The sequence below is a fragment of the Variovorax sp. dw_308 genome, assembly GCF_019207085.1.
In the GTDB taxonomy this organism is placed as follows: domain Bacteria; phylum Pseudomonadota; class Gammaproteobacteria; order Burkholderiales; family Burkholderiaceae_C; genus Variovorax.
Window position 1 is genome coordinate 180,363 of sequence record NZ_JAATOM010000007.1, and the last position, 21,593, is coordinate 201,955.

Annotated in this window: 24 protein-coding genes; 7 read left to right on the forward strand and 17 right to left on the reverse strand. The window is 67.3% G+C overall.

Features of this window, described 5'->3' with window-relative positions; translation table 11 throughout:
• Positions 1–112 precede the first annotated feature (112 nt).
• Positions 113–682 carry a cob(I)yrinic acid a,c-diamide adenosyltransferase gene (locus HCU76_RS16680; protein WP_218510046.1) on the reverse strand — a complete coding sequence of 190 codons (570 nt, stop codon included), beginning with the start codon at positions 680–682 and terminating at the stop codon, positions 113–115.
• Between the two features lie 99 nt (positions 683–781).
• On the opposite strand from HCU76_RS16680, the gene HCU76_RS16685 reads away from it, so the two are divergent.
• Positions 782–2,206, forward strand: a complete 1,425-nt coding sequence (locus HCU76_RS16685) for an FAD-binding oxidoreductase (RefSeq protein ID WP_218510047.1) — start codon at positions 782–784, stop codon at positions 2,204–2,206.
• Positions 2,207–2,483: 277 nt separating this feature from the next.
• On the opposite strand, the gene HCU76_RS16690 is transcribed toward HCU76_RS16685, so the two are convergent.
• The 9 genes from HCU76_RS16690 to HCU76_RS16730 all read right to left on the reverse strand — a co-directional run bounded on the left by HCU76_RS16690 (position 2,484) and on the right by HCU76_RS16730 (position 10,885).
• A complete protein-coding gene (locus tag HCU76_RS16690) occupies positions 2,484–3,371 on the reverse strand; it encodes a CsgG/HfaB family protein (RefSeq protein ID WP_218510048.1) in 888 nt (295 codons plus the stop codon).
• 101 nt (positions 3,372–3,472) lie between these two features.
• A complete protein-coding gene (locus HCU76_RS16695; protein ID WP_218510049.1) occupies positions 3,473–4,414 on the reverse strand; it encodes a ParB/RepB/Spo0J family partition protein in 942 nt (313 codons plus the stop codon).
• 66 nt (positions 4,415–4,480) lie between these two features.
• A complete protein-coding gene (locus HCU76_RS16700; RefSeq protein ID WP_218510050.1) occupies positions 4,481–5,026 on the reverse strand; it encodes an alpha/beta hydrolase in 546 nt (181 codons plus the stop codon).
• 47 nt (positions 5,027–5,073) lie between these two features.
• Positions 5,074–5,940, reverse strand: a complete 867-nt coding sequence (locus HCU76_RS16705; RefSeq protein WP_218510051.1) for a ParA family protein — start codon at positions 5,938–5,940, stop codon at positions 5,074–5,076.
• 154 nt (positions 5,941–6,094) lie between these two features.
• A complete protein-coding gene (locus HCU76_RS16710) occupies positions 6,095–6,709 on the reverse strand; it encodes a LysE family transporter (RefSeq protein WP_213959016.1) in 615 nt (204 codons plus the stop codon).
• 100 nt (positions 6,710–6,809) lie between these two features.
• On the reverse strand, positions 6,810–7,457 hold the full coding sequence (gene rsmG, locus HCU76_RS16715) for a 16S rRNA (guanine(527)-N(7))-methyltransferase RsmG (RefSeq protein ID WP_213959017.1): 648 nt from the start codon (positions 7,455–7,457) through the stop codon (positions 6,810–6,812).
• Complete coding sequence (gene mnmG, locus HCU76_RS16720) at positions 7,454–9,400, reverse strand: tRNA uridine-5-carboxymethylaminomethyl(34) synthesis enzyme MnmG (RefSeq protein ID WP_218510052.1); 1,947 nt, start codon at positions 9,398–9,400, stop codon at positions 7,454–7,456. The genes rsmG and mnmG overlap by 4 nt, the downstream gene beginning before the upstream one ends.
• A 375-nt stretch (positions 9,401–9,775) precedes the next feature.
• The gene (locus tag HCU76_RS16725; RefSeq protein WP_213959019.1) at positions 9,776–10,699 is read right to left on the reverse strand and encodes a transglutaminase family protein; all 924 of its coding nucleotides are present in this window, start codon (positions 10,697–10,699) and stop codon (positions 9,776–9,778) included.
• Complete coding sequence (locus HCU76_RS16730; protein WP_218510053.1) at positions 10,700–10,885, reverse strand: DUF1328 domain-containing protein; 186 nt, start codon at positions 10,883–10,885, stop codon at positions 10,700–10,702.
• 177 nt (positions 10,886–11,062) lie between these two features.
• On the opposite strand from HCU76_RS16730, the gene gstA reads away from it, so the two are divergent.
• Complete coding sequence (gene gstA, locus HCU76_RS16735; protein ID WP_213959021.1) at positions 11,063–11,671, forward strand: glutathione transferase GstA; 609 nt, start codon at positions 11,063–11,065, stop codon at positions 11,669–11,671.
• Between the two features lie 30 nt (positions 11,672–11,701).
• On the opposite strand, the gene HCU76_RS16740 is transcribed toward gstA, so the two are convergent.
• Positions 11,702–12,946 carry a YbfB/YjiJ family MFS transporter gene (locus HCU76_RS16740; protein ID WP_218510054.1) on the reverse strand — a complete coding sequence of 415 codons (1,245 nt, stop codon included), beginning with the start codon at positions 12,944–12,946 and terminating at the stop codon, positions 11,702–11,704.
• A 150-nt stretch (positions 12,947–13,096) separates the two neighbouring features.
• Here HCU76_RS16740 and HCU76_RS16745 point away from each other — a divergent pair, with 150 nt between their 5' ends.
• Positions 13,097–14,200, forward strand: coding sequence for an alkene reductase (locus HCU76_RS16745; RefSeq protein ID WP_213959023.1), 1,104 nt, complete (start codon positions 13,097–13,099; stop codon positions 14,198–14,200).
• Positions 14,201–14,317: 117 nt separating this feature from the next.
• Positions 14,318–14,722, forward strand: a complete 405-nt coding sequence (locus tag HCU76_RS16750; RefSeq protein ID WP_213959024.1) for a VOC family protein — start codon at positions 14,318–14,320, stop codon at positions 14,720–14,722.
• 107 nt (positions 14,723–14,829) lie between these two features.
• Here HCU76_RS16750 and HCU76_RS16755 read toward each other — a convergent pair whose 3' ends face one another.
• The 4 genes from HCU76_RS16755 to HCU76_RS16770 all read right to left on the reverse strand — a co-directional run bounded on the left by HCU76_RS16755 (position 14,830) and on the right by HCU76_RS16770 (position 17,795).
• A complete protein-coding gene (locus HCU76_RS16755) occupies positions 14,830–15,117 on the reverse strand; it encodes a hypothetical protein (protein WP_213959025.1) in 288 nt (95 codons plus the stop codon).
• A gap of 40 nt (positions 15,118–15,157) precedes the next feature.
• On the reverse strand, positions 15,158–16,750 hold the full coding sequence (locus HCU76_RS16760; RefSeq protein ID WP_213959026.1) for a mechanosensitive ion channel family protein: 1,593 nt from the start codon (positions 16,748–16,750) through the stop codon (positions 15,158–15,160).
• Positions 16,751–16,830: 80 nt separating this feature from the next.
• Complete coding sequence (locus HCU76_RS16765) at positions 16,831–17,262, reverse strand: YidH family protein (protein ID WP_213959027.1); 432 nt, start codon at positions 17,260–17,262, stop codon at positions 16,831–16,833.
• 101 nt (positions 17,263–17,363) lie between these two features.
• A complete protein-coding gene (locus HCU76_RS16770) occupies positions 17,364–17,795 on the reverse strand; it encodes a response regulator (protein ID WP_213959028.1) in 432 nt (143 codons plus the stop codon).
• Between the two features lie 94 nt (positions 17,796–17,889).
• Here HCU76_RS16770 and HCU76_RS16775 point away from each other — a divergent pair, with 94 nt between their 5' ends.
• Genes HCU76_RS16775 through HCU76_RS16785 form a run of 3 tightly spaced genes read left to right on the forward strand, consistent with a single transcriptional unit; the run spans position 17,890 to position 19,349 of the window.
• The gene (locus HCU76_RS16775) at positions 17,890–18,375 is read left to right on the forward strand and encodes a RidA family protein (protein ID WP_213959029.1); all 486 of its coding nucleotides are present in this window, start codon (positions 17,890–17,892) and stop codon (positions 18,373–18,375) included.
• Positions 18,376–18,401: 26 nt separating this feature from the next.
• Entirely contained in the window at positions 18,402–19,034 is a 633-nt protein-coding gene (locus HCU76_RS16780) for a hypothetical protein (protein ID WP_218510055.1), read from the forward strand.
• Between the two features lie 21 nt (positions 19,035–19,055).
• Positions 19,056–19,349, forward strand: a complete 294-nt coding sequence (locus HCU76_RS16785) for a DUF2007 domain-containing protein (RefSeq protein WP_213959031.1) — start codon at positions 19,056–19,058, stop codon at positions 19,347–19,349.
• 61 nt (positions 19,350–19,410) lie between these two features.
• Here the strand turns inward: HCU76_RS16785 and HCU76_RS16790 are convergent, their stop codons facing one another.
• Positions 19,411–20,796, reverse strand: a complete 1,386-nt coding sequence (locus HCU76_RS16790) for a sensor histidine kinase (protein ID WP_218510056.1) — start codon at positions 20,794–20,796, stop codon at positions 19,411–19,413.
• On the reverse strand, positions 20,789–21,490 hold the full coding sequence (locus tag HCU76_RS16795) for a response regulator transcription factor (RefSeq protein ID WP_213959033.1): 702 nt from the start codon (positions 21,488–21,490) through the stop codon (positions 20,789–20,791). Before HCU76_RS16795 ends, HCU76_RS16790 begins: the two co-directional genes overlap by 8 nt.
• Positions 21,491–21,593: the final 103 nt, after the last annotated feature.

Below are 21,593 nucleotides of genomic sequence, written 5' to 3' on the forward strand. Positions count from 1 at the left end.
CCCGCAAAGGTCGCAAAAAAATCCAGAAGAAGGAAGTTTCTTCTGCGACTTTTGCGTTCTCCTGTCTTCCTTCTGCGTTCGGCTGACCCCTCCCGAATTCGCGAACCCAGGGTCAGTCTTGCGCCTGCGCACGCGCCATTCGCTCGCTCTTCCAGTAGACGTCATCACCGCCGTCGACGCGGTTCAGCACGCGGGCCAGGACGAACAGCAGGTCGCTGAGCCGGTTGAGGTACTGGCGCGGCGCGGCATTGATCGACTCACCCTGCCCCAGCGCCACCACCGCGCGTTCGGCCCGCCGCGCGACCGTGCGGCACACATGCGCATGCGATGCGGCGCGCGTGCCGGCCGGCAGGATGAATTCAGCTAGGCGCGGCAGGGTCGCGTTGTGCGTGGCCAGCGCGTTGTCGAGTTGCAGCAGCGCATCGGGCTTGAGCAGCGTGAAGCCCGGCATCGACAACTCGCCGCCGAGGTTGAACAACTGGTGCTGCACGTCGACCAGCAACTCGCGGACCGCATCGGGCATCGGCTCGCACAGCAGCAGACCGATGCTGGAGTTGAGTTCGTCGACGTCGCCCATGGCGTGAACGCGCAGATGGTCCTTGGGGACGCGCGTGTTGTCGCCGAGACCGGTGGACCCGTCGTCGCCAGTGCGCGTGGCGATCTGTGTGAGGCGATTGCCCATGTGGATAGCTTTCTGAAGTGCGGTTCATAGAATGGTAGACCGCTCGTCGCAGTCTGCTCGCCGCGATGCCGGGAGGCCCCCCCATTTGGAGACACGAAGATGAACGCCCCAGCCGCCCTCGCCCACCTCACGCCGGAAATTGCCTTGCGCGAGGTGCCCGATGCGGCGATCGCGGCACTCAAGTCGCGCTTCGGCGCCAACTGCTCGACGGCCATGGCGGTGCGCACGCAGCATGGCCGCGACGAGTCATCGTTCGACGCGCCGCCGCCCGCGGCCGTGGTGTTCGCCGAATGCACGCAGGACGTGGCGGATGCGGTGAAGCTGGCCAGCGAATTCAGCGTGCCGGTGATTCCCTTCGGCGTCGGCTCCTCGCTCGAAGGCCACCTGCTCGCGGTGCAGGGCGGCATCAGCATCGACCTCCAGCGCATGAACAAGGTGCTGTCGGTCAATGCCGACGACCTGACGGTGACGGTGCAACCGGGCGTCACGCGCAAGCAGCTCAACGAGGAGATCAAGAGCACCGGCCTGTTCTTCCCGATCGACCCCGGCGCCGACGCCTCCATCGGCGGCATGACGGCCACGCGCGCCAGCGGCACGAACGCGGTGCGCTACGGCACCATGCGCGAAAACGTGCTCGGGCTGGAAGTGGTCACGGCCGCTGGCGAAGTGATCCGCACCGGCACGCGGGCCAAGAAGTCCTCGGCGGGCTACGACCTGACGCGCCTGATGGTCGGCAGCGAAGGCACGCTCGGTGTCGTCACCGAGATCACGCTGCGCATCTATCCCCTGCCCGAGGCCGTGTCGGCGGCGATCTGCTCGTTCCCGAGCATCGAGGCTGCCGTGCGCACGACGATCCAGATCATCCAGCTCGGCGTACCGATCGCGCGCGTCGAACTCATCGACGTGAACGCGGTGCGCATGGTGAATGCCTACGCCAAGCTCGGCCTGCGCGAGGAGCCGATGCTGCTGATGGAATTCCACGGCTCCCCGGCCGGCGTGAAGGAGCAGGCCGAGACGGTGCAGGAGATCGCCAGCGAGCACGGCGGCAACGCCTTCGAATGGGCCAGCACGCCGGAAGAACGCACCCGGCTGTGGACGGCGCGGCACAACAGCTACTTCGCGGCGGTGCAGTCGCGGCCCGGCTGCCGCGTGATCTCGACCGACACCTGCGTGCCGATCTCGCGGCTGGCCGATTGCCTGCTCGAGTCGGTGGCCGAGACCGATGCCAGCGGCATCCCCTACTTCCTCGTCGGGCACGTGGGCGACGGCAACTTCCACTTCGGCTACCTGATCGACCCGAACATCCCCGAGGAGCGGGTGAAGGCCGAGAAGCTGAACCACGACTTGGTCAGCCGCGCGCTGTCGCTGGAAGGGACTTGCACCGGCGAGCACGGCGTGGGGCTGCACAAGATGGACTTCCTGATCACCGAGGCCGGCGCGGGCGCGGTGGACATGATGCGCACGATCAAGCGGGCGCTGGATCCGAAGAACATCATGAATCCGGGGAAGATCTTCAGCTGGTGAGCGCAGCGAAGCACCGGCGGTTCGCACCCGGCACTGTCGGATGACAGGGCGAGTCGTGAACGCCTGAAGCTGGGGCTGGCAAACCACTTTCAAGTGGATTCGGCATGCGCGAGGCGCCCGGTTGCCACGCTCCGAAACCTTCGAAAAGGCTACGGTTCAACCGACGTCGAATTCAGGCGCAAGGATTGCGAAACCGGCGGCGGGTAGCGCCTCCCTTTCCCACCCAGCCCGCCATGGCTACTGGTGGCGCCTTCCTCTCCCACCCGGGCCGCCGTGGCTACTTCTTGCGCGCCGGCTGCGGCGCCGAGGTTTGCGACGGTGCCACGCCGCCATCGACACCCAGCCGCCCGCCACCACCCAGGCCTTGGCCTTGCACGGTTTGCGCCCGGTAGTTGCGCAGTGCGATGACCATCTGGTTGTACGCATCCATGAAGGCCGCGGCGATGACCTTGCCCTGTGCGGTGTTCGTGTAGCCGCCCAGGCCACCCGCACCACCGCTGCCGAACACCGAGCCGAAGGCGCCGAAGTCGGTCTTGGAGGCGCTGCCTTCCGAGGCCGCGACCTGCACGCCGGAGCGGTTGTCGATCAGCGTGAGCATCGCGTTGGCTTCTTTGGTCTGCATGTTGCCGCCAACAGCCGTCAACACGCTGCTGTAGCGTCCGCCCACCAAGCCGCCAAGCGCGGCCCCGGCACCGCCTGCGTTGCTGTTGCTGAAGATGATGTCGGGCGACATGCCGTAGTCGGACGCGACCATCTGGCCGGCTCCGAAGTTGCTGCCTTGGCGCATCTCGCCGGACTGCATGAGTTGCCGTTCACGGTTCATGGCGTTCATGCCTGCCGCGCCGCGCTCGACGACCACGAAGCAGTTCGATTGCTGGATCAGCAGTCGCAGCAGGTTGGACGTGGGTGGAAGCCGGTATTCGTTGCGCAGGATGGTGTACCACCCGGCGTTCTGGTTCTCGACAAGGGAGACCGTGCCGAGCGGCGCCGCGCAGCGCTCCAGCTGGCCGCTCGCGTTGGCGGACGTGCTGCCGGCGGCGGCGCCCGTGGCGGTCGTCTTGGCGGCCGGCGAGCCCATCTGCATGTTGGTGGACTCGCAACCGGCCAGCAGGACGGCGCCCGCGACGGCCGCGGCAGCGGCAATGGAAAGCTTGGCAAGACGCATGGTGGCCCCTCGATGCTTCTGTTGGTTCGTTCGAACAATCCAAGCGAAGCATAGGCACAAAGGCCTTCGCTGCTCATTCGCCAAAAGGCAGCCGCGTGGAGCTATGTCGTCAGGCGGATGCGGTCGATGAGTCCGTTGAGCGCCTCGATGGAGCCGAAGTGGATGGCGAGTTCGCCGCTCTGCTCGAGCTTTCCGCCGCGCTTGCTGCGCTTCTTGATGCGCACCTCGACCTCCGCCATGAGCAGGTCGGCCAGTTCTTCCTCCACCCGTTGCAGGTCACGCGACTTCTCTTCCTGGCCTGTGCGGCGAGGCGATGACAGGCTGAAGTCGGCACCGAGCTTCTTGACCAGCGCTTCCGCCTCGCGCACCGACAGCTTCTTCGCCGCGATCTGGCTGGCGGCCGTGATCTGCATGGCCTTGTCGAGCGACAACAGCGCGCGGGCATGGCCCATGTCGATGTCGCCGGCCATCAGCATCGCCTGCGCCGGCTCGGCCAGGTTGAGCAGGCGCAGCAGGTTGCTGGCGGCGCTGCGCGAGCGGCCCACGGCTTGGGCTGCGAGTTCGTGGGTGAGGCCGAATTCGGAGACCAGGCGTTGCAGGCCCTGGGCTTCTTCCAGCGGGTTCAGGTCCTCGCGCTGGATGTTCTCGATGAGCGACATCGCGGCGGCCGATTCGTCCGGCACGTCGCGCACCAGCACAGGCACGCTGTCCAGCCCCGCCAGCCGGGCTGCGCGGTAGCGACGTTCGCCGGCGATGATTTCGTATTCGGCGTTCTTGGCCGCCGCTGACGCCGGGTCGAGCCGGCGCACCAGGATCGGCTGCATGATGCCCTGAACCTTGATGCTCTCGGCCAACTCGTACAGCGCGCCTTCGTCCATGCGCGTGCGCGGCTGGTAGACGCCGGGCACCATCTGGTCGAGCAAAAGGGTGTTGGGGTTCTGCGCCGCGCCACCTTCGGGCTGCGGCTCGCCAGATTCGCTGGCCGTGGGGCCGAGTAGCGCCTCGAGCCCGCGACCGAGTCCCTTGGGTTTCTTGGTGACCATGGTCAGGCCACCTTTCGCCGGGAAGGCAGATGCACGTCGGGGTGGTGAACGCGGGGGCGGGTCATTTCAGTCCTTCTGTTTCAGCAGTTCGTTGAGCAGCCTGCGGCCCTCGGGCCAATCGCCCAGGCCGGATTCGCCGTTGAGGTGTCCGCCCTGCCCGGCGTCGACGAAGCGCGAGCCCCAGTCGGCTGCCAGCTGCCGCGATCGGTCTTGCGCGCAGTAGGGGTCGTCGTTGGCCGCGATCAGGATTGAGGGGAATGGCAGCTTCTGGCGCACGATGGGCGCCCAGCCGGGGATCATCTGGCGCAGATCGTCGCGCTCCAGGTCGCCCGGCGCGACCAGCAACGCGGCGCGCACCTTGGCCGTGTGGCGTGAGTGAGAGGCCCAGGCGGCGACGAGGATGCAGCCGAGGCTGTGCGCGACCAAGGTGACGGGCGCTGGCGCGCCCAGCAGCTCATCTTCGAGCCGCGCCTGCCAATCGCCTCGCAGCGGCCGCATCCAGTCGTACTGCTCGACGCGGTGGTCGCCGTGCACCACCTCCCAGCGGCTCTGCCAGTGCGGTGCGTCGCTGTTCTGCCAGCCGGGCAACAACCAGATCGATGAGGCGGTCATTTGCTATGAAATTGATAGCAGGAGCGATGGCGGATGAGGTCGCGCACTCACTGGACGTCGTTCGAGGCGGGAGCTTCAGTGGCCGACGCCGGGGCCACGGATTGCTGCGGGGCAACCACGGGCGCCGATGCGGACGCGCTTGCACCGGCCCCCGGCATCTTGACCACCAACTCCTGCGCGAAAGCGAGGAAGGCTTGGCTGCCCTTGGCCGAAGGATCGAACACCACGCCGGGCAAGCCGTAGCTGGGCGCTTCGGCCAGGCGGACGTTGCGCGGGATCACGGTGTCGAACACCTTGTTGCCGAAGTGCGACTTGAGCTGGTCGGCCACCTGTTGCTGCAGCGTGATGCGCGGGTCGAACATCACGCGCAGCAGGCCGATGATCTGCAGGTTCTTGTTGAGGTTCGCATGCACCTGCTTGATGGTGTTGACCAGGTCGGTCAGGCCTTCGAGCGCGAAGTATTCGCACTGCATCGGCACGATCACGCCGTGCGCGGCGCACAGGCCGTTGAGCGTCAGCAGGCTCAGGCTGGGCGGGCAGTCGATCAGGATGAAGTCGTATTCGGCGCCGACCGCGGCGAGCGCGGTGCGCAGGCGCTTCTCGCGGCGGTCGATGGACACCATTTCCACCTCGGCGCCGGCCAGCTCGCGGTTGGCGCCGAGCACGTCGTAGCCACACTTGTCGGCGGTGAGGCGGGCCTCGGCCACGGTCGCCGATTCGAGCAGCACGTCGTAGACGGTGAGTTCGAGCTGGCGCTTGTCGATACCCGAACCCATCGTGGCGTTGCCCTGTGGGTCGAGGTCGATCATGAGCACGCGCTGGCCGACCTTGGCCAGTCCGGCCGCAAGATTGACCGTGGTGGTCGTCTTGCCGACGCCGCCTTTCTGGTTGGCGATGCAGAAGATGCGAGCCATCAGTGTTCTCTTCCCGGCTCAGTCGAGCCGTGTTGCGTGGGGTCGCGGGGGATCATGGATGCGGCGGTGATGCGCCGGCGCTTCTGGCGGCGCGGCACCGGGAATTCGGATGGACGGGTGCCGCAGGTCGCGCGCGGTTGAAGGTCATGCCGCATCAACTGGAAGCGGCGAGCTTGACGCCAAAGCCGATCAGGAAGATGCCAGCCAGCTTTTGCAGCTTCGATGAAATGCGCGGATTGGCGCGCAGCCGTTCGGCGAAAAAGTGCGTCAACAAGACGGCGCCCAGCCCGTAGATGAAGGTCAACACAGCGACCGTCGCCGCCATGACGCCGAAGGTCACAAGGCCCTGGTGCTTGACCGGGTCGATGAAGAGCGGAAAAAACGCCATGTAGAAAACGATCGCCTTGGGGTTCAACAGCGTGATGGTGAAGGCCTGGCTGAAGTACTGGCGGGGGCGGATGTTCAGGATCGGGGCGGCGCCGGGCTTGGCCAGCAGCATCTTGCCGCCGAGCCAGGCGAGGTAGATGGCGCCCAGCCATTGGACGCCGTGAAAGACTGCGGGGTATGCCGCCAGCAATGCAGCGATGCCAGCGACTGCGGCCCACATGAGTGCCTGGTCGCCGGCGATCAGACCGAAAGTGGCGGACAGTCCGCCCCGGATGCCACCTTTGCTGGTGGACGTGATCAAGGCCAGATTCCCCGGTCCGGGGATGGCAAGAAACAGAATGATGGCCGCGACGAACGCGCCGTAATCAGCAATGCCGAACATGGGGAAATCTGCTTGGGGGGGATGAAACCGTCGAGTGTACGCAAGGGCGGTGCCGGAGCGACTGCGCGCCCTCCCCATCGCAGGCGCTTACCGTCAAAAATCAGTCAACAACTGTTGCTTTCTGACGCGCCCAGACGATGCAGCGCTCGGCATCCAAACTTGGCACGGTCAATTGTTCCACGTGAAACACGTCGACACCTGGAGGCAGAGCGGCCAGTTCATCGACCGGCACCTTGCCCTTCATGGCCATCCAGCGCGCGCCGGGCGCCAGCAGTTGGGCAGACCCGTTGAAGAAATCCGGTAGCGAGGCGAAAGCACGGGAACTGACGATGTCGTACTGCCCTGCCAGGGACTCGACGCGCGCATGCACGCCGTGCAGATTGGGAAGCTTCAATTCGGCCGCAACCTGCTGGACAAACGCCGTCTTCTTCGCAACCGCGTCCAGGCAACTCACGTCGATGTCGTCTCGCAGGATGGCGATGACGGCACCTGGCAAGCCGGCGCCAGCGCCCACGTCGATCAACTTGCCGCCCGACGGCTGCTCCCGGCGGAGCGGTTCGACCACAGACATGCTGTCCAGCAAGTGGTGCGACAGCACCAGCGCCGGATCCCGCAAGGCAGTGAGGTTGTAGACCTTGTTCCACTTCAGGATCAGTGCGGCATACGCCAGCAACCGGTGCGCCTGGCGTTCGGTCAACGCCAGCCCCAACGCGGCGGCACCCGCGTGCAGTGCAGCGATCTGCGTCATTCCGCGATCTCGGCGGCGGCCGTCGTGAAGGCGCGATGGCCTCCCTTGCGCAGATGGATCATCAACAAGGAGATGGCCGCAGGCGTGATGCCGGAAATGCGCGAGGCGAGCCCCAAGGTCTCGGGCCGATGCTTGCCGAGGATCTGTCGCGCTTCGAAGCTTAGCGCGGTGACCTGGCTGTAGTCGAAGTCGGCGGGCATCTTCAGGTTCTCGAAATGCGCGGCGCGCTGCACTTCGTCGTGCTGGCGATTGATGTAGCCCGAATACTTTGCGGCGATCTCGATCTGTTCGATTTCAGTGGCGCGCAAGGTCGCGCCCTCCTCCGCCGCGTACTTGCCGCCGTCAAGCGACATCAGCGACTGGTAACTCACGTCCGGCCGACGCAGCAGGTCGGCCAGGTTGTATTCATGGTCGATGGCCTTGCCGAGCACCCGCTCAGACTCCGTCGCCGGCAAGTTGCGCGGGTTCACCCAGATGGACTTGAGCCGCTCTGTTTCACGTGAAACAGCGTCGCGTTTCCGCGAAAACGCATCCCAGCGCGCGTCGTCCACCAGGCCCAACTTGCGCCCGTCTTCCGTCAACCGCATGTCGGCGTTGTCTTCGCGAAGTTGCAACCGGAACTCGGCCCGACTCGTGAACATGCGATAGGGCTCGGTCACGCCCTTGGTGATGAGGTCATCGACCAGGACGCCCAAATAGGCCTGATCCCGACGCGGCATCCAGGACTCTTCGCCCCTGCATTGCAGTGCCGCATTGATGCCGGCGAACAATCCCTGCGCTGCCGCTTCCTCGTACCCGGTCGTGCCGTTGATCTGCCCGGCAAAAAACAGGCCCTGGATTGCCCGTGTCTCAAAACTCGACTTGAGCGCACGCGGATCGAAGTAGTCGTACTCGATCGCATAACCGGGCCGCAGGATGTGCGCGTTCTCCAGCCCGGCCATCGAGCGCACCAGCTTGTATTGCACGTCGAAGGGCAGGCTCGTGGAAATCCCGTTCGGGTAGTACTCGTTGGTCGTGAGCCCTTCCGGCTCCAGGAAGATCTGGTGGCTTTCCTTGTCCGCAAAGCGATTGATCTTGTCTTCCACGCTCGGGCAATAGCGCGGCCCGACACCGTCGATCTTGCCGGTGAACATCGGGCTGCGATCGAAGCCGGACCGGATGATCTCGTGGGTGCGCTCGTTGGTGTGGGTGATCCAGCACGGCATCTGCTGCGGATGCATGTCGATGCCGCCCATGAAGCTGAACACCGGCAGCGCCGTGGTCGTGCCGCCGGGCACGCCGTCCCCGGGCTGCTCCGTGCACCTGGAGAAGTCGATGGTGCGGCCGTCGAGGCGCGGCGGCGTGCCGGTCTTGAGGCGGCCTTGCGGCAGCTTCAGTTCCTTGAGCCGTGCCGACAGGCTGATCGCTGGCGGATCGCCCGCGCGGCCGGCCTGATAGTTGTCGAGGCCGACGTGGATGCGGCCATCCAGGAAGGTGCCAGCCGTCAGCACAACAGTCCTCCCGCGGAAAGCGATGCCGACTTGCGTGACGGCGCCGACCACGCGGTCGCCCTCCACCATCAGGTCATCGACCGCCTGCTGGAACAGCGAAAGGTTCGGCTGGTTCTCCAGCCGGCGGCGAATCGCGGCCTTGTACAGGATACGGTCGGCCTGCGCGCGGGTCGCCCGCACGGCCGGCCCCTTGCTCGAATTGAGAATGCGGAACTGGATTCCGGATTCGTCCGTGGCGATTGCCATCGCCCCCCCGAGCGCATCGACCTCCTTGACGAGGTGGCCCTTGCCGATGCCGCCGATCGACGGGTTGCAGCTCATCTGCCCCAGCGTCTCGATGTTGTGGCTCAACAGCAGCGTCTTCGCGCCCATGCGCGCCGCGGCCAGGGCGGCCTCGGTGCCGGCATGGCCGCCGCCAACGACGATCACGTCGAATTCTTCAGGGTAGAGCATGGGAGCAAGCGCACAGCAGGTACGCGGCAAAAGGGGGCACCAATTTTAGTCGGGCACCCACTCTCATGCCTGCGGCGTGGTCAAGCGCGCCCGGCGCGACTACCGCGAATGAAAAGCGCCGGAACGCCTGTCAATCAACTACAAATTGCTATCATTTTCATAGCGCCAAGCGACACTCGCTCGAAGGCGCCACCGGGCCGAACCGATGGGTGTCGTTGGTCCCGCCGAGGCGCCTTTCCCCTGCTGCGCCCGTACGGCGGAACGTTGCATCCGCGCAAGGCACCCGCAACCATCCGCATCCACGCCGTGCCTTTGCAAGCAACGCACTCCAGCCGTCGACACACACGCGCAAGGCGTTGCCACCGTGCGCAGCCCTCAGCCCGCCGCCTCCAGCGAGTGCGCAGCGTTCTCGCCGCCATCGTCATCGCCTCGCGGCTTCACCGCCACCGGCTTCTCGATGCCCACCAGTTCGCCCGTCGGCGCCGGCTCACGCAGCGGCGGCGCGGTCTCATCCTGGTACTCGCGCACGATGATGGTCTTCTCCGTCATGCCCACCGGGCCGAAGATGGTGCAGAAGGCCACGTCCTTTGCATCTCGCCCGGTGCCTACGCGAACGACTCGATCCACAGGCGCCATCCGGGTCGCATCGAAGAGCACCCAGCGCCCGCCCAGCCACGCTTCGAACACGGCGTGGAAATCTTGCGGCGGCTCGTCGAAAAAGACATAGCCGACCACCAGCCGCGCCGGGATATTGAGCGCCCGGCACAAGGTGATGCCCAGGTGCGCGAAGTCGCGGCACACCCCGGCGCGCTGCACGAACACTTCCTGCGCCGTGGTGGTCGAGGTGCTGCTGCCCGGTTCGTAGGTGATGCTCTCGTGGATCCAGTCCACCACCGCCTGCACGCGGCCGATGCCCGGCGGCAAGTGCCCGAACAGTTGCTGCGCCGCGCGCGACATCAGGTCCGATTCGCAATAGCGCGTCGGCATGAGGTAGTGCAGGATCGAGTCGGGCACTTCGTTCACCGGCACCTCGGCCAGTTCGGCCGGCAATATCAGCGGCGAGCGTTGCACGACGGCGCGATAGCGGATCTTCAGCGGCCCCGGCTCCACGTCGAAGCGGATAAATCGGTTGCCGCTGCCTTCGTCGCAGAACGCATTCAATTCAAGGGGCGGCTCGACCACCAACTCCTCGCTCAGCACCGATTGGCCGCCGCATCGTGCGGCCTCGATGTTGAGCAGCATGTGGGAAGGCCCGGTCACCTCATAGGCCAGCACGGTTTCGATGTTCGAGTAGTGCATTCAGTGCAGCGCTTTCCTGGCCGCGCCGACACCCAGTGCGGCAAGCACCAGAAACACCACCGCGAGGATGAGGAAGAGGCCGAACAGCACCTTGGCAATGCCGGCCGCGCCGGCCGCGACACCGGTAAACCCAAGCGCCCCGGCGAGGAGCGAAATGATCGCGAAAACAATGGCGTACTTGAGCATGACCCATCTCCTGTTGGCGGCACAACGTCCGCGGTGAATGCAAGCGTAGGTTTGCTGGCGCTTACCCCCGGACAGCCGCGCCCTCGAAGCCCCGTAGGACAAGCCCGTGCGGCAAACCCGCTAGGATTGCCCTCGCTTTCCCTCCCCGTGTCCCAACCCGAAATCAGGAGCATTCCAATGAAGCTGTACTACTCGCCCGGCGCTTGTTCGCTCTCCCCCCACATCGCGCTGCACGAGGCCGGCATCGCCTTCGAGCCGGTGCTGGCCAGCACCAAGAGCCACAAGCTGCAGGACGGCACCGACTACTACGGCATCAACCCGCTTGGTTACGTGCCGATGCTGGAACTCGACGACGGCACGCGCCTGCGCGAAGGCCCCGCCATCGTCCAGTACATCGCCGACCAGGCGCCTGCCAAGAATCTTGCGCCGGCCGCCGGCACCCTGGGCCGCTACCGCCTGCAGGAATGGCTGACCTTCATCGGCACCGAGATCCACAAGACCTTCAGCCCGCTGTTCAACCCGGCCACGCCCGAGGAATACAAGGTCATCTCCAAGGACAAGCTCAAGAGCCGCTACACCTGGCTCGACGGCCAGCTCGCCGGCAAGCAGTACCTGATGGGCGATCAGTTCAGCGTGGCCGACGGCTACCTGTTCACCGTCACCAACTGGACCAAGCCGACTGGCGTCGACATCAGCGGCTTTCCAAACTTGGCAGCATGGCACGCACGCGTCGGCGCCCGCCCGGCGGTGCAGGAGGCGATGAAGGCCGAAGGCCTGCTCAAGTAAGCGCACCTCCAGGCTGCGCGGGCGCCCGTATCAATGATGAAGCGCGCGCTGGCGCGATGCCAGCGCCGCACCGAGCCACAGCGTTCCAGCGGACACGACCAGCCCACGCGCCAGGCCGCCAGCGCCGTCGGAGATCCATCCGGTGACCGTCGGCCCCACGATCTGGCCCAGCGCGAAGGCGATCGTGAACGCGCTGATGCCGCGCGCCCAATCGGCCTGAGGCAGGTTGTGCCGCACCAGCGCGGTGGTCGACGCCACCACCGACAGGAACACCGCACCGAACATCACCCCCGACACCAGCGCCACCGGCAAGGACGGGCTCAGCACCGGCAGCAGGGTCGCCACGCCCAGCAGCATGTTCAGCAGCGCTTGCGGTTGACCACCCCGGAAGCGGTCGAGCAAGCCCGCCCACAGCCGCGACGACGCCACGCACGCCAGCCCCAGCAGCGAATAGAACAGCGTGACGAAGCCCGCGCTCGCGCCCTGCTCCCGCAACAGGGCAATGATGAAGGTCATGTAGCCGATGTAGCCCGCGCCAAACAGCGTGTAGCCGCCCAGCGCCCAGGCGAATCGATGCAGGGGCACGAATTGCGCCACCGCCTGCGGCCCGGAGCCGGCCGCCGCGGCGACGGGCACGCCCAGGCCCTGCCCCGCCATCGCATGCACCGCCCATGCGAGCAACGCCGTGCCCAAAGCACTCGCCAGCGCCAGCGCCCACCAGGCCCATGCCCAGCCGTGCGCGACGCCCGCCGCAGCCTGCAACACGGCCGGCACGACCAGGGCCGACAGCAGGATGCCGAAGCCCGTGCCGCCGTAGTAGAGCCCCAGCAGGAAGCTGCTGCGCGAGGGCTGCGCCGCGCCCAGCCGCGCGGCAAGCAAGCCACCCGCCACGAACACCCAGGCGCTCGCGAGGCCCGCCAGCAAACGCTGCGACAACAAGGCCGGCGCCGAAGTCACGAAGCCGCTGCCCGTCATGAACAGCGTCGCCAACAGGGCGCCCGCGATCAGCACCTGCATCGCGCCATGACGCCGCATCAGCGCCGGCGTCACCAACGCACCGACCAGGTAGCCGACCGCATTGGCCGTGTTCATGCCGCCCGCCAGCGCATAGCTCCAGCCGAGATCGGCGCGCATCGGCGGCAGCAGCAAGCCGTAGGAAAAACGCGCAAGGCCCAGCGACACCGCCGCGCCCATCGACAATGCGAGCGCAACCCACAGCGCACGTTCAGGCGTCAACGCAGGTGCTGCGGAAAATGTGGGGGCGGATTTCGTCATCGGGGCGGGCGGCCCATTCTGAGGCAAGGCCATGCGCGCGCGCACTTGCTCCTTTTCCCTAGCACCAAACTCGACAACCCCACCACAGCACGGTTGACCGCGCCGCCGTACGCTGGCGCGCCTCACTGCAACCTGGGAACCCACACAACAATGACCACGCTTTTCGACCCCGTCCAGGCCGGCGACCTGCAACTCGCCAACCGCATCGTCATGGCGCCGCTCACGCGCAACCGCTCGCCCAACGCCGTGCCGCGCGACATCACCGCCACCTACTACGAGCAGCGCGCCAGCGCCGGCCTGCTCATCACCGAAGCCACCGCCATCAGCCACCAGGGGCAGGGTTATGCCGACGTGCCGGGCCTCTACGGCACCGAGCAACTCGATGCGTGGAAGCGCGTGACCGATGCAGTGCATGCCAAGGGCGGCAAGATCGTGGTGCAGCTGTGGCACGTCGGCCGCGTCTCGCACACCGAGCTGCAACCCGACGGCGGCAAGCCCGTCGCACCCTCGGCGATCACGGCCAGGACCAAGACCGTGCTCATCAAGGACGACGTGCCCACCTTCGTCGAGACCTCCGAGCCGCGCGCGCTCAAGGCCGAGGAACTGCCCGGCATCGTGCACACCTACGCGGCCGCCGCGCGCAACGCCGTTGAAACCGCGGGCTTCGACGGCGTCGAGATCCACGGCGCGAACGGCTACCTGCTCGACCAGTTCCTCAAGACCGGCAGCAACCAGCGCACCGACGACTACGGCGGCAGCATCGAGAACCGCGCCCGCCTGCTGCTCGAAGTCACGCGCGCCATCGTCGACGCGGTCGGCGGCGGCAAGGTCGGCATCCGCCTCTCGCCCGTCACGCCCGCCAATGACGTGCGTGACGCCGACCCGCAGCCGCTGTTCGACTACGTGGTGAAGCAACTCGCGCCGCTCGGCCTGGCCTACATCCACGTCATCGAAGGCGCGACCGGTGGCCCGCGCGAAATCGAGGACCGCCCGTTCGACTACGAAGCATTGAAGGCCGCCTACCGCGCGGCCGGCGGCAAGGGCGCCTGGATGGTCAACAACGGCTACGACAAGCCGATGGCCGAGACGGCGGTGAAGGAAGGCGACGACCTCGTCGCCTTCGGCAAGCCCTTCATCTCCAACCCCGACCTGGTCCGCCGCCTGCGCGAGAACGCGCCGCTGAACGAACTGGACAAGGCGACGATGTACGGCGGCGGCGCCAAGGGCTACATCGACTATCCGGCACTGGCTTGATGGCCTGATACGTTATCGGCGCGGGCCTCGTGCGCGCGACGAACGAAGGCGCTGTCCGTGGATGGCGCCTTTTCTTTTGGTGGCTACGATCGTGCAAGCCGATCCAGCCTCACCACCATGACCCCACCGCTGCACACCATCATCCTCTACGCCAGGGACATGCAAAGAAGCGCCGGGTTCTATCGCAGGTTCTTCGGCTTCACGACCACCGAGGAAGTGGTCGAAGGCCTGATCGAACTCAGCGCGCCGGGCCAGGGCGCCAGCATCCTCATCCACCAGGCGGCCAGGAGCGTCAAGCTCGGCCAGGCCGGCGTGAAGCTCATGTTCAGCGTGGAGGATGTCGAGGGGTTCAAGCAACGCTGCGTCGACCTCGGACTCGACTTCGGCGCGACACACCAGGCCAACGGCTACGCGTTCGCCAATGCGAAAGACCCCGACAACAACACCGTCGCGATCTCGAGCCGCGCATTTCGCGCGCAGGCCGGATCGGCCGGCTTGCCCGAAGCGTCAGAGAAGGTGTGAAGATTTCGTAGCGAGGGCATCGGGGTCGGGTTGAGGACCGGAAACGCACTCTCGTGCGGTGAGGACCGCAGACCCGAGATCGGTGGCCGCAGTAGAAATTCACCCCTTCATCGCGGCAGCCGCTCCAGCGAAAGCTCCTGGCAGCTGCATGACGCCGGCACCGCGCAGGTCGCCACCGCGCTCCCGGCAGCCACCGCGCTCGTCCCGCCAATGCACAACGCCTGCTTCTGCGCCGGGCACGCCGTCGCGCAACTGGCGCACGCGCCCTCGGCGGGCGCGGAGCAGCGCGGGCCCTGCAACTCGGTCTTCAGCAGCACGATGTCCGAGGACGTCGTGGTCGAGGTGCATCCGCACAGCAGGGCTGCGGCGAACACTGAAAGCAGAAGCAGTTTCATTGGCATGCCCTCTTCTCTTGATTCGCCTTGCGGCCGCCCCTCATTGCGCAGGCGGCGGACGCCACCCGTCCCTGGCCACCAGCACCGGGTCGGCCGGCTGCAGCACGTAGTTGGGCGACATGATCTGCACGCCGTATTCGTTGAAGACATCGACGATGTGGCTGTGCAGTTCGTCGAGCACGTCGTACTTCCGTGCCTCGACGGCCATGAAGACGTTGAGCTCATATTCGATGTACCAGTCCTGCAGGCGCAACTGGCGCACCACCGGCGCGGGCTTGTCGAGCAGGCTCGCCGTGCGCCCGGCGGCCATCGCCAGCATCGCGTGCACCTGGCGCCACGGCGTGTCGTAGCCGATCGTCACCGAGGTCGAGATCGACATCTCCGCAGGCTGGCCCGTGAGGCTGTAGTTCAGCACGCGCGCGCCCACCACCACGGCATTGGGCAAGGTGATCTCCTGGTCGAGCCGGTTGCGCAGCTTGGTCGAGAACACGCCGAGGCTCAACACCCGCCCTTCGGCGTCGCCGATCTGCACCTGGTCGCCGGGGCGCAGTGCGCGCGAGTAGATCAGCACGAAGCCGGCCATGACCTGCGACACCACACCCGACGAACCCAGCGTGACCAGCACGCCGAAGAGCACGCTGAGCCCCTTGAACGCATCGGAGTCCGAGCCCGGGATGAACGGATAGGCGATCACCAGCGCGAAGAGCCAGACCAGCCCGGACGTCAGGCGCTTGGTGGCGCCGATGGTGTCGGGCTGCAGGGCGTCCACCGATGCGCCGCTGGCACGCGCACCTTCGAACAGGGCGTGCAAGGTCCGGACCACGACGCGGGCGAGCAGGAAGATGACCGCGATCATCGCCAGGTCCGGCAGCACGCCCACCACGGCCAGCAGCACCCGCTCCACCAGGGCCACCAGCGACTCGCCCAGCGTGTCGCCCCAGGGATGCGTGTACGGGAAGCGCGTGAGCACGAAGGCGAGCCACACGTACAGCGCCATCAGCACCAGCGCATACCGCACCCACTGGACCATGTGCAACAGCACCTGCACCGCCATGCGGCGCCAGTCGAACATCGATCGGCTGGCAGCGCGCGCACGCATGCCCCTGGTCCTGGCCTCGATCATGCTCGCGCCGCGGCGCAGCGCGATGAAGATGGCCGCAAAGATCGCGCTGGCCAGCGCGGTCCATGCGATGGCCAGCGCGATCCTGCGCACGCGACCCTGCTCCCACCGCACCTGCATTGCCGCCTGCAGCCGCTGGCCGGCTTCGGTGGCCACTTGCCGCAGCGGCGGATCGCCCGGTTCCAGGTCGGCGGAGAACACCGCGAACAAGCTCGCGCCTTCCTGCGTGATCACGTAGCCGTGCACACCGTCCTGCTCGATTTCCGCCACCAGCACGGGCGATTGCAGGCGCCTGGCCGGCACCGCGCCGATGCGCTCCGCCGCACGGGCCGCGCGCTGCTTCGCCGTCAGCCCGAACATCGTCGCGCGAAACACGAACACATGGCGGTTCGCGACGGAGAGCGGCGCCTCGACCGTCGCATCCTGCGGATGCTGCTGCGCGCCGGCACCGAAGGCCGCGAAGACCAGGACCAGCGCAAGGAATGCGGCGAATCGGGACGCGAGGGACTTCATGGAATGGGGTCAGGGGAATGGGGGTGCCCCACCCTAGCCGGCGCCCGTCGAATGCGCAACAGGACGCGCGGCGCAGGCTTTCAATTCAGCAGCAGCCAGATCGCACTGACGGCGCCCATGGCCACCACCGCCAGCGTCAGCAGGCTCACCGACGTGGAACTGGGCTCGAAGCGTTGTTCCACGATCTGCGTGTAGGTCTTTCGATAGCGCAACAGCGACCACAGCAGCAGCACCATGCCGACGATCACCATGCCGAGCCCGACGTTGGCCGCATCGCGCATCGGGAAGTGCTGGTGCTCGAGCAGCTTGTCCGCGTTCTGGCCTTGCAGCAGGTAGATGCTGAAGCGGTTGATGGTGATGCCGAAGCTCATCATCGACAGCGCGGTGCGCAGGTAGGCCAGGTGCGTGCGTTCGTTGGCCAGGTGAGAGCGCGCATCGGCCAATGCCGTGCGGTGCCACGCCATCTCGGTGGAGGTGGGTCCGGGAGCCGGGTCCTCCGCGGGCTCGATCATGCGCTTGCTCCTGCACTTTCCATCGCGACCTCCTTCAGGCGTGCCGATCAATCAATCGTCGGTTTTAGACGCTCGCCATCGTGCGCGGAACTGGACTTTGGTTAAGTCGCGCGCCCGCCGTCGCTGTCATCTCCGCCGTCGCCGTCGCTGCCTTGGCCGCGCCGGCCAATGGCGCTGACGATCGCCTCGAACAACTTGTCGCTCGAGAACGGCTTGCGCAGCAGGCCCCTCCCGCCGAGCGCGAGCGCCGAGCGATCGAGGCCGGGATCGTCGCTCGCGGTGATGAAGACCACCGGCACTTCGAGCTTCGCCGCCCGGATGCGCGACTGCACCTCGAAGCCCGACAGTCCCGGCATGTGCAGGTCCACGATGGCGCACAACGGAAGCTGCGGCCCGTCCAGCGAGGCCAGGAAGTCCTCGCCGCTGGCGTATTCGCCCACGCGGTAATCGGCCAGCCGCAGCACCCGCCCGAGCATGATGCGCACAGGCGATTCATCGTCCACCACGGCAATGAGCGGTTCGGGATTGACCACCGCCGGACCCTACGCCGCCGCGGGCTTGTCGGGGACTGGACTTTGGTTCAGTGTGCGGTATGGTGACATCCACCCCCCGGGGAAGGAGATTGAAGTGGCTCGTATCGAAGAACGCCTCGCAGCACTCGGGCTGGTGCTGCCGCCGCCGGTCAAGCCGCCGCCCGGCGTGATGCTGCCATTCCGCCCGGTGCGGCTGGTCGGGCGCCGCGCGATCATCTCCGGACACGGGCCGCAAGGCGATGACGGCGCCATCGCGGGCCCGCTCGGCAAGGTCGGCGCCGCGCTCACGCAGGAGCAGGGCCGCGTGGCGGCGCGGCTGACGGCGCTGTCGATCCTCGGCAGCCTGCAGCGCGCGCTGGGCGACCTCGACCGCATCAGCGCCTGGGTCCGCGTCTTTGGCATGGTGAACTCGGCGCCGGGGTTCAACCAGCAGCCGGGCGTCATCAACGGCTGTTCCGACCTGATCCTGCAACTCTTCGGCCCGGAGGTCGGCGCGCATGCGCGCAGCGCGGTAGGCATGGCCGAACTGCCCTTCGACCTGCCGGTGGAAATCGAAGGCGAGGTCGAACTGGCCGACTGACGCCAATCACAGGGGGAGATCCAACGATGACCAGCAAACTCATGTCGCTCGCCGCCGCGACCTTCGTCGGCGCCTGGATGGCCGGCTGCGCGACCACCGCAATCACCGCGCCAACAGCAGCCGTCACCGCGCCCGCGCCAACCATCCGGCCGCCCCCCGGCGTCACCTGGGAGTTGGCCGGCGCGCACGACTTCGAGCCGAACCGCCCGGGCCTGGGCAGCAGGCAGCGCTATGAAAGCGCCGTCGGCTGGGTCGATGTCTACCACTACGGCCTGGGCCGCAACAACTGGGCCACGGGCGTTTCCGACCCCGCCTTCGATGCGCATTTCCGCAGCACCATCAACGAGGTACGGCAGCTTGCGCAGTCCGGCCAGTACACCGAACTCAAGGTCGGCCCCACGAGCGACACGCGCATCGGCGGCCTGGACTTCCGCACCGTCAGCTACCGGTTCCGCAGCCAGGGCCGCCCGCTCGAATCCCGCACCTTCATGACCGGCCTGCAGGGCCGGTTGCTGAAGTACCGCATGAACTTCCCGAGTCCGGTCGAAGGCGACGTCGACGACATTGCGCGCGACTTCATCGACAAGAACCTGCGCAGCGCGACCGGCGCCATCGACGCCTCCGCGCCGAGGTCCCGCCCGCACCGCTCGCAAGGCTGAACCTGCCCTCTCACGCCACCCATGAACGACGACTCCGGCCCCTACCTTGGCGACATGGTCACCGTTGCGCGCGACCTCTCGCCCATCGACGCCCACATGCTGTGCGCCTGCCTCAACGCGGCGCGCGTGCCGGCCGTCGTGGCCGACGACAACCTGGTGCAGGCCAACCCGCTCTGGAGCGTGGCCGTCGGCGGCGCCAAGCTGCGCGTGGCGGCGTCGCATGTCGCGGAAGCCAGGCAGGTGATCGCCGCCTTCGAGCGCGGCGACTTCGCGCTCGACGACGACTTCGACCCGGGCAACAACGCACCACGCTGAACCTGGCTTTCGCGACGCATCAAGCCATGGCGGGCAAGGCGTGCCGGCTCAAGGGTGGGCTTCATCCCCGCGCCGGGAACGCAACGCTGGCGCGCAAGCCGCCGGTGACCGCATCGTTGTCCAGCGTAAGGACGGCGTCCAGCAGCCCCGCATAGCGCGACACGATCGACAGCCCGAGCCCGGCCCCCTCGCCCAGCTTGTGGCCGGCCGCGCCCTGGGCCCAGCGCTGCATCAGGTCGCGCCGGGCCTCCTGCGGGATGCCGGGGCCGTCGTCGACCACGCTCAGCACGGTGCCGGCGAGCTCGACCGTGATGGTGCGGCCGCCATAGCGCAGCGCGTTGTCGATGAGGTTGTCGAGCACGCCTTCGATCAGCGCCGCGTTGGACTGCACCACCACGCCCGCGCCCTCCTCGATGCCGCGTGCGCCCAGGTCCACGCCGCGCGCATCGGCCCGCGCCAGATGGCGCAGCACCGTCTGCTCGACCAGTTCGGCCAGGCGCACCGGCGCGCGCTGCTGCGTCGCGTGCGCCTCGTCGGCCAGTGCGATCGCCAGCAACTGGTCGACCATGTGGCTGGCACGCGCCTCGCTCCGGGACACGCGCTCGAGCTGTTCGCGCCAGACCTTCGGATCCGGATGCGCCAGGCCATAGTCGGCCAGTGCGCGGATGCCCGCCAGCGGCGTGCGCAACTCGTGCGCGACATTGCCCGCGAACTGGCGTTGCGCCTGCACGCTGTGGCCGAGCCGCTCGAACAGCGAATTGACCGCGTCGCCCAGCCCTTCGACCTCGCGCGAGGTGCGCACCACCGTCACCGACGCGAGGTCATCGGCGTCGCGCCGGTCGAGCGCCTGCTGCAGGTCGACCAGTGGCCGCAGGTCGCTGCGGATGCCGCGCCACAACCATACCGCCAGCAGCCCGAGCAGCAGCAGTTGCGGCACCAGCGTGTACAGCAGCAGGCGCTGGATGAGGCCGGCGCGCGCGCGCGTGGTCTGCGCGATCACGACGCTGTGGCCGGTCGGGTCTTCCTGGCTGAGCACCACGGCACGAAAGGGCCGGCCCTGGAACTGGATGTCGGAGAACTGGAAGCGCGTGCCGGGCTCGGGCGCCGGCGCCGTCAAGCCCGCCTCGCCGGCGATGCGAGAACCATCGGGCCGCAACACCACGAAGTGGACCTCCTCCACCTGGTCGAACAGCAAGGTGGTCACTTCGCGCGGCGACAGCAGCAACTCCGGCCCGCGCTCGCCGAGCTGGATGTTGGCCGACACCGCCAGCGCATCGTCCAGCATCGCGTGGTCGAAGGCCTGCCCCGTCAGGTAATGCGCGGCGCCGCCAGCCACCAAGGTGCCGATCGACCAGCTCAGCGCCAGCGGCCACAGCACATTGCGCAGCACCCTGCGCGTGAGCGAAGGCGCGGCGCGGACCCGCCGCGCCGTAGCCGGTTCAGGCACGGGATTCCGCTTCGGCTTCCAGCAGGTAGCCGATGCCGCGCAGCGTGCGGATGCTGGCGCCACTGCCTGCGAGCTTCTTGCGCAGGCGCGAGATGAAGGCTTCCAGCGCGTTGTCGCCCAGCGCCTCGTCGAAGCCCGACAGCTTGTCGGACAAGGCGCGCTTGCTCACCGCCCGGCCGGGCGGGCTCATCAGTTCCCACAGCACCTCGAACTCGCGCGCGGGCAGGTCGAGCGGGCCATCGGCATTGGAGAAGCGGCGCGCCTTGCGGTCGAGCTTGAGGTCGCCCTGCATGACGATGTCCTCGGTGCCCTGGGCGCGGCGCACCAGCGCGCGCAACCGGGCTTCCACTTCGGCCAGGTCGAAGGGCTTGCCGAGGTAGTCATCGGCGCCCGCGTCCAGGCCGGCGATGCGCTCGTCGGTGCGGTCGCGCGCGGTGAGCACCAGAACCGGCGTGCGGTCGCCGCGGCCGCGCGCCTGGCGCAGCGCATTGAGGCCGCTCGACAGCCCGCTGGTCGGGCTGGCGGTGGCCGGCAGGTTCAGGTCGAGCAGCACCGCATCGAAGGGCTGCACGCGCCAGAGGTGGTCGGCGTCCTCGACATTGGTCGCCACATCGATGCGGTGTCCCGCGTCGGCCAGGCTGCGCAACATCACGTCGCGCAGAACCGTGTCGTCTTCAACCAGGAGGATTCGCATGGCTTTTGGTACTTGGGCCAACGGGCGGGCATCGTCGTGCGCAGGCCGCGTTGGCGCGATTGATCAGGGGCGTCAGCATACGGCAGCCTTGCTGACCGAGTTG

Coding starts and splice junctions, on each gene's coding strand:
- rsmG (WP_213959017.1), bottom strand. CDS start 7,457: ATGACGCAGATCGCTGCACTGCACGCGGGTGCCGCCGCGTTGGGGCTG.
- HCU76_RS16765 (WP_213959027.1), bottom strand. CDS start 17,262: ATGATCGAGCCCGCGGAGGACCCGGCTCCCGGACCCACCTCCACCGAG.
- HCU76_RS16760 (WP_213959026.1), bottom strand. CDS start 16,750: ATGAAGTCCCTCGCGTCCCGATTCGCCGCATTCCTTGCGCTGGTCCTG.
- HCU76_RS16705 (WP_218510051.1), bottom strand. CDS start 5,940: ATGGCTCGCATCTTCTGCATCGCCAACCAGAAAGGCGGCGTCGGCAAG.
- gstA (WP_213959021.1), top strand. CDS start 11,063: ATGAAGCTGTACTACTCGCCCGGCGCTTGTTCGCTCTCCCCCCACATC.
- HCU76_RS16685 (WP_218510047.1), top strand. CDS start 782: ATGAACGCCCCAGCCGCCCTCGCCCACCTCACGCCGGAAATTGCCTTG.
- mnmG (WP_218510052.1), bottom strand. CDS start 9,400: ATGCTCTACCCTGAAGAATTCGACGTGATCGTCGTTGGCGGCGGCCAT.
- HCU76_RS16785 (WP_213959031.1), top strand. CDS start 19,056: ATGAACGACGACTCCGGCCCCTACCTTGGCGACATGGTCACCGTTGCG.
- HCU76_RS16750 (WP_213959024.1), top strand. CDS start 14,318: ATGACCCCACCGCTGCACACCATCATCCTCTACGCCAGGGACATGCAA.
- HCU76_RS16695 (WP_218510049.1), bottom strand. CDS start 4,414: ATGGTCACCAAGAAACCCAAGGGACTCGGTCGCGGGCTCGAGGCGCTA.
- HCU76_RS16700 (WP_218510050.1), bottom strand. CDS start 5,026: ATGACCGCCTCATCGATCTGGTTGTTGCCCGGCTGGCAGAACAGCGAC.
- HCU76_RS16780 (WP_218510055.1), top strand. CDS start 18,402: ATGACCAGCAAACTCATGTCGCTCGCCGCCGCGACCTTCGTCGGCGCC.
- HCU76_RS16690 (WP_218510048.1), bottom strand. CDS start 3,371: ATGCGTCTTGCCAAGCTTTCCATTGCCGCTGCCGCGGCCGTCGCGGGC.
- HCU76_RS16745 (WP_213959023.1), top strand. CDS start 13,097: ATGACCACGCTTTTCGACCCCGTCCAGGCCGGCGACCTGCAACTCGCC.
- HCU76_RS16730 (WP_218510053.1), bottom strand. CDS start 10,885: ATGCTCAAGTACGCCATTGTTTTCGCGATCATTTCGCTCCTCGCCGGG.
- HCU76_RS16680 (WP_218510046.1), bottom strand. CDS start 682: ATGGGCAATCGCCTCACACAGATCGCCACGCGCACTGGCGACGACGGG.
- HCU76_RS16725 (WP_213959019.1), bottom strand. CDS start 10,699: ATGCACTACTCGAACATCGAAACCGTGCTGGCCTATGAGGTGACCGGG.
- HCU76_RS16740 (WP_218510054.1), bottom strand. CDS start 12,946: ATGACGAAATCCGCCCCCACATTTTCCGCAGCACCTGCGTTGACGCCT.
- HCU76_RS16795 (WP_213959033.1), bottom strand. CDS start 21,490: ATGCGAATCCTCCTGGTTGAAGACGACACGGTTCTGCGCGACGTGATG.
- HCU76_RS16755 (WP_213959025.1), bottom strand. CDS start 15,117: ATGAAACTGCTTCTGCTTTCAGTGTTCGCCGCAGCCCTGCTGTGCGGA.
- HCU76_RS16710 (WP_213959016.1), bottom strand. CDS start 6,709: ATGTTCGGCATTGCTGATTACGGCGCGTTCGTCGCGGCCATCATTCTG.